4 protein-coding genes and 1 pseudogene are annotated in these 3972 nt (G+C 71.7%); 4 read left to right on the top strand and 1 reads right to left on the bottom strand.

Features of this window, described 5'->3' with window-relative positions:
- Nucleotides 1-164 precede the first annotated feature (164 nt).
- The 3 genes and pseudogenes from GKQ77_RS29160 to GKQ77_RS29170 form a co-directional block, all read left to right on the top strand.
- On the top strand, nucleotides 165-764 hold the full coding sequence (locus GKQ77_RS29160; RefSeq protein ID WP_219692071.1) for a LysE family translocator: 600 nt from the start codon (nucleotides 165-167) through the stop codon (nucleotides 762-764).
- 77 nt (nucleotides 765-841) lie between these two features.
- Nucleotides 842-1414: a Uma2 family endonuclease gene (locus tag GKQ77_RS29165; protein WP_219692072.1), complete on the top strand. Its 573-nt coding sequence runs from the start codon at nucleotides 842-844 to the stop codon at nucleotides 1412-1414.
- 55 nt (nucleotides 1415-1469) lie between these two features.
- A pseudogene (locus tag GKQ77_RS29170) lies at nucleotides 1470-2180 on the top strand (sugar phosphate isomerase/epimerase family protein); the annotation flags it as partial.
- Here the strand turns inward: GKQ77_RS29170 and GKQ77_RS29175 are convergent.
- Nucleotides 2137-3132, bottom strand: coding sequence for an EamA family transporter (locus GKQ77_RS29175; RefSeq protein WP_443728930.1), 996 nt, complete (start codon nucleotides 3130-3132; stop codon nucleotides 2137-2139). The pseudogene GKQ77_RS29170 and the gene GKQ77_RS29175 sit on opposite strands and share 44 nt — an antisense overlap.
- 90 nt (nucleotides 3133-3222) lie before the next feature.
- Here GKQ77_RS29175 and GKQ77_RS29180 point away from each other — a divergent pair.
- Nucleotides 3223-3972: LysR family transcriptional regulator (locus GKQ77_RS29180; RefSeq protein WP_219692074.1), on the top strand; the 750-nt coding region annotated here is incomplete at its 3' end.

Here is a 3972-nt window from a genome sequence, read left to right on the forward strand (position 1 = left end):
GACCCCGCCCACCCGGCCGCCGTCCATGGCGGAGGCCTCGGCCACCCGGCCGCCGCCCGGGACGGGGCCCCCAGCCGCCCGGCCACCGCCCGGAGTTATGGACCTGCCGGAAGGTGATCCATTGGACCTGTTCATGGAACCATTCTGGGCGCCAGGCTCAAGGCATGGAATTTCTGCTCACCTCCCTCGTCGTCTGCGTGACGCCCGGCACCGGCGTCCTGTTCACCATCGCCGCGGGCCTCTCCCGCGGCACCCGGGCCGCGCTGATCGCGGCCGTCGGCTGCACGCTGGGCGTCGTCCCGCACATGGTGGCCGCGATCACCGGTCTCGCGGCGCTCCTGAACGCCAGCGCGGTCGCCTTCCAGACCATCAAGTACCTGGGCGTGGCCTATCTGCTGTACATGGCGTGGAGCACGCTGCGGGACAAGAGCGACCTCACCGCCGAGGAGGAGACCGAGCCGCGCTCGGCCGGCCGCACGATCCTGACGGGCGTGCTGATCAACATCCTCAACCCGAAGCTGACCCTGTTCTTCCTCGCGTTCCTGCCGCAGTTCGTCAGCACCGACGAGCCGTACGCCTTCCTGCGCATGACGGAGCTGAGCGCGTACTTCATGCTGATCACGTTCCTGGTCTTCGCGGCGTACGGCCGCTTCGCCGCGGCGATGCGCAGCCACGTCATCTCCCGCCCCCACGTGGTGAGCTGGATGCGCCGCACGTTCGCGGCGGCGTTCGCGGCGCTGGGAGCGCGGCTGGCCTTCCTCTGAGAGGCGGGCCGCACCCGATCAGCACCGCCGTGTCCCCGAGGTCCCGGCGGCGTTGACACCGGGGGAAGGAGGTCCGTATGGCGGCCATGGACATGGATGCCCCCAGCGCGTGGGGCGTACTGGACGGCGTCACACTCCCCCGCGGCTACCGCGTCGAGATCACCGAGGGGAAGATCATCATGACGCCGCGAGCCGAGGCCCAGTGGAAGGTCGTCCTCGAAGCCGCCCCGCAGATCAGGCAGCAACTCGCCGCCCACGGCGACATCCTCTCGGATGTCATGATCGACTTCCCGTCCAGCCAGTACGGCTACGCACCCGACCTGGCGATCACCGCACCGGGAGCCGAGCGCAACAGTCGCGGCCGTTTCGAGTGGCACAGCCTGGAGGCGGTGCTCGAAGTCGTCTCGAAGAGCAGCCGGGACAACGACTTCGCCAAGAAGTTCCGTCTGTACGCGGAGTGCGGCATCCCCGTGTACGTGGTCGTCGACCCCGAGGCCGGGGTCTGCGCCGTCCACCGCCGCCCCACCCGGACGGGCACGTACGAGGAGGAGACGGAGGTCCCCTTCGGCGCGGACCTCGTCCTGCCGCTGGCCGGGCGGGAGATCACCGTCAGGACGGACGGCTTCCCGAAGGCGGGCGACCTCGGCTGAGCCGGGGCGGGGGGGGCGGGGTTGACCCCGTTCCCATGGCACCTAGTGTCGGAGCATGAAATTCGCATTCTCCACTCTTGGTGTGCCAGGTCTGTCCGTTCCCGACGTGCTGCGGCTCGCCGTCGAGCACGGGTATCACGGGGTCGAGCTCCGGGCGCATCCCGAAGAGCCGGTGCATACCGGGCTCGGGCTCGTCGAGCGGGCCGATGTGGCCGCCGCGTTCAAGGCGGCCGGGGTCGAGATCCTCGGTGTCGCGGGGTACGCGCGCGTGGCGGAGCCCGGGGAGGACGGGCCGGTCATCGACGAGGTGAACTCCCTCGTGTCGCTCGCCCGTGACCTCGGCGCCCCCTTCGTCCGCGTCTTCCCCGGCGGCGGTACGGAGCAGAGCGCGGCCGACGCCGACGCCACGGCCGCCAGGCGGCTCGGCACCCTGGCGCGGAGCGCCGCCGACGCCGGCGTACGCATCCTCGTGGAGACCCACGACTCGCACCGCACCGGCGCCGACGTCACGCGCGTGCTCGGCACCGTCGGGCACCGCCAGGTCGGCGCCCTGTGGGACGTGATGCACACGTGGCTCGGGGACGAGTCCCCCGTCGACACCTTCGCCGCGCTCTCCCCCTACCTCGGCTACGTCCAGGTCAAGGACATCGCCTCCGCGGACGACAAGACGCCCCTGGCCCTCGGCACCGGTGCCCTGCCGCTCGCCGAGTGCCTTGAGGTGCTCAGCGCGGAGGGCTGGGACGGCTGGCTGTGCTGGGAGTACGAGAAGCGGTGGTACGAGGACGCGGCGCCGCTGCCGGGGCTGCTCGAGCCGGGTCGGGAGTACCTGTCGCGGCTGCTGTCCCGCTCCGGCTGACACCGCCGCCCGCCTTCGAGAACGAGGTCAGCGCGACGCCGCCCACCAGCAGGGCGGCGGCGCACCACCTCAGGCCGCTCACCGACTCGCCGAGGACGAGCGCCGCGCCGGACATCCCGAAGACCGGCACGAGCAGCGAGAACGGGGCGACCGTGGACGCGGGGTGGCGGCGCAGCAGATAGCCCCAGGCGCCGAAGCCGAAGACCGTCGTGATCCAGGCGACGTAGACGATGATGCCCGCGCCCGTCCAGTCGAGGGAGCGCAGGGCCTCCAAGTCCCTGGAGGGTCCCTCCCACAGGAGCGAGAGGGCGAGCAGCGGCAGCACCGGGACCGTGCTCACCCACACCATGAAGTTCAGGGCGTCGGGCGGGGACGCCTTGCGGGTGAGGACGTTGGAGACGCCCCAGCAGGCCGCCGCGCCGATCAGCAGCGCGAAGGCGGCCAACGGGCCGGTCTCCCCCTCGTCGACGGCGGCGACCGCGATCCCGGCGAGGGCGATCAGCATCCCGAGCGCCCTTACGCGGCCGGGCCGTTCGCCCAGCGCCACGAAGGCGAAGAGGGCGGTGAAGACGGCCTGTATCTGGAGCACCAGGGACGACAGGCCCGCGGGCATCCCCGCGTCCATCCCGATGAACAGCAGCCCGAACTTGGCGACCCCGAGCACGAGCCCGACCCCCACCACCCACTTCCACGCCACCTTCGGCCGCCCCACGAAGAAGACCGCGGGCAGCGCCGCCACCAGGAAACGCAGGGCGGAGAAGAGCAGCGGCGGGAAGTGGTCCAACCCCACCTCGATCACCACGAAGTTGACGCCCCAGACGGCGGTGACGAGTACGGCGAGACAGACATGAGCGGGTCGCATGCGTCGAGGATCACCCCGCGCCACCATGTAGGACCAGCACGGATCTCTGCATGATTGGATGAAGCAACGCTAAATGGACTGGGAGGCCCCGTGCTCGATCTCGCCCGGCTCCGCGCGCTGCACGCCGTCTCCGTGCACGGCACGGTGGGCGCCGCCGCCACCGCGCTCGGCTACACCCCCTCCGCCGTCTCCCAGCAGATCGCCAAGCTGGAGCGGGAGACCCGCACGACCCTCCTCGAACGGCGGGGCCGGGGCGTCGCGCTGACCGAGGCCGCGCTCCATCTCGCGGACACGGCACAGCAGTTGATGACCATCGTGGAGCGCGCCGAGACGGAGCTGGAGGAGCGGCGCGGGGTGCCCGCGGGGCGGCTCACCATCGCCGCGTTCGCCTCGGCGGCGCGGGGGCTGCTGCCGGGGGTGCTCGCGGACCTCGCCGTCCGGCACCCCGCACTCGACGCCCGTATGACCGAGATCGATCCGCACCTCTCCATCGACCTGGTCGCCAAGGGGGCGGTCGACGTGGCCGTCGTCCACGACTGGGACATCGCGCCGCTGCCGACGCCGCCCGGCGTCGAGCAGGCCGTCATCGGCGACGACCTCTGCGACCTCGTCGTCCCCGCGGGTCACCGGCTCGCGGGGCGTACGTCTGTACGGCGCGAGGAGCTGAAGGACGAGCGCTGGATCACCCAGCCGGCGGGTCTGGTCTGCCATGAGTGGCTGGTGCGGACCCTGCGCGAGGCCGGCTGCGAGCCGGACATCGCTCATCAGGCCGAGGAGAACCCCACGTTGGTCGCGCTGGTGGCGGCGGGGCTTGGGGTGGCGCTCATTCCTCGCCTGGGG

Origin of the sequence: Streptomyces anatolicus (assembly GCF_019400875.1) — a bacterium.
GTDB lineage: Bacteria > Actinomycetota > Actinomycetes > Streptomycetales > Streptomycetaceae > Streptomyces > Streptomyces anatolicus.

Bases quoted from the DNA above. Each gene is read 5' to 3' on its own strand.
- GKQ77_RS29160 (WP_219692071.1), top strand. From the start codon at position 165: ATGGAATTTCTGCTCACCTCCCTCGTCGTCTGCGTGACGCCCGGCACC.
- GKQ77_RS29165 (WP_219692072.1), top strand. From the start codon at position 842: ATGGCGGCCATGGACATGGATGCCCCCAGCGCGTGGGGCGTACTGGAC.
- GKQ77_RS29175 (WP_443728930.1), bottom strand. From the start codon at position 3,132: ATGCGACCCGCTCATGTCTGTCTCGCCGTACTCGTCACCGCCGTCTGG.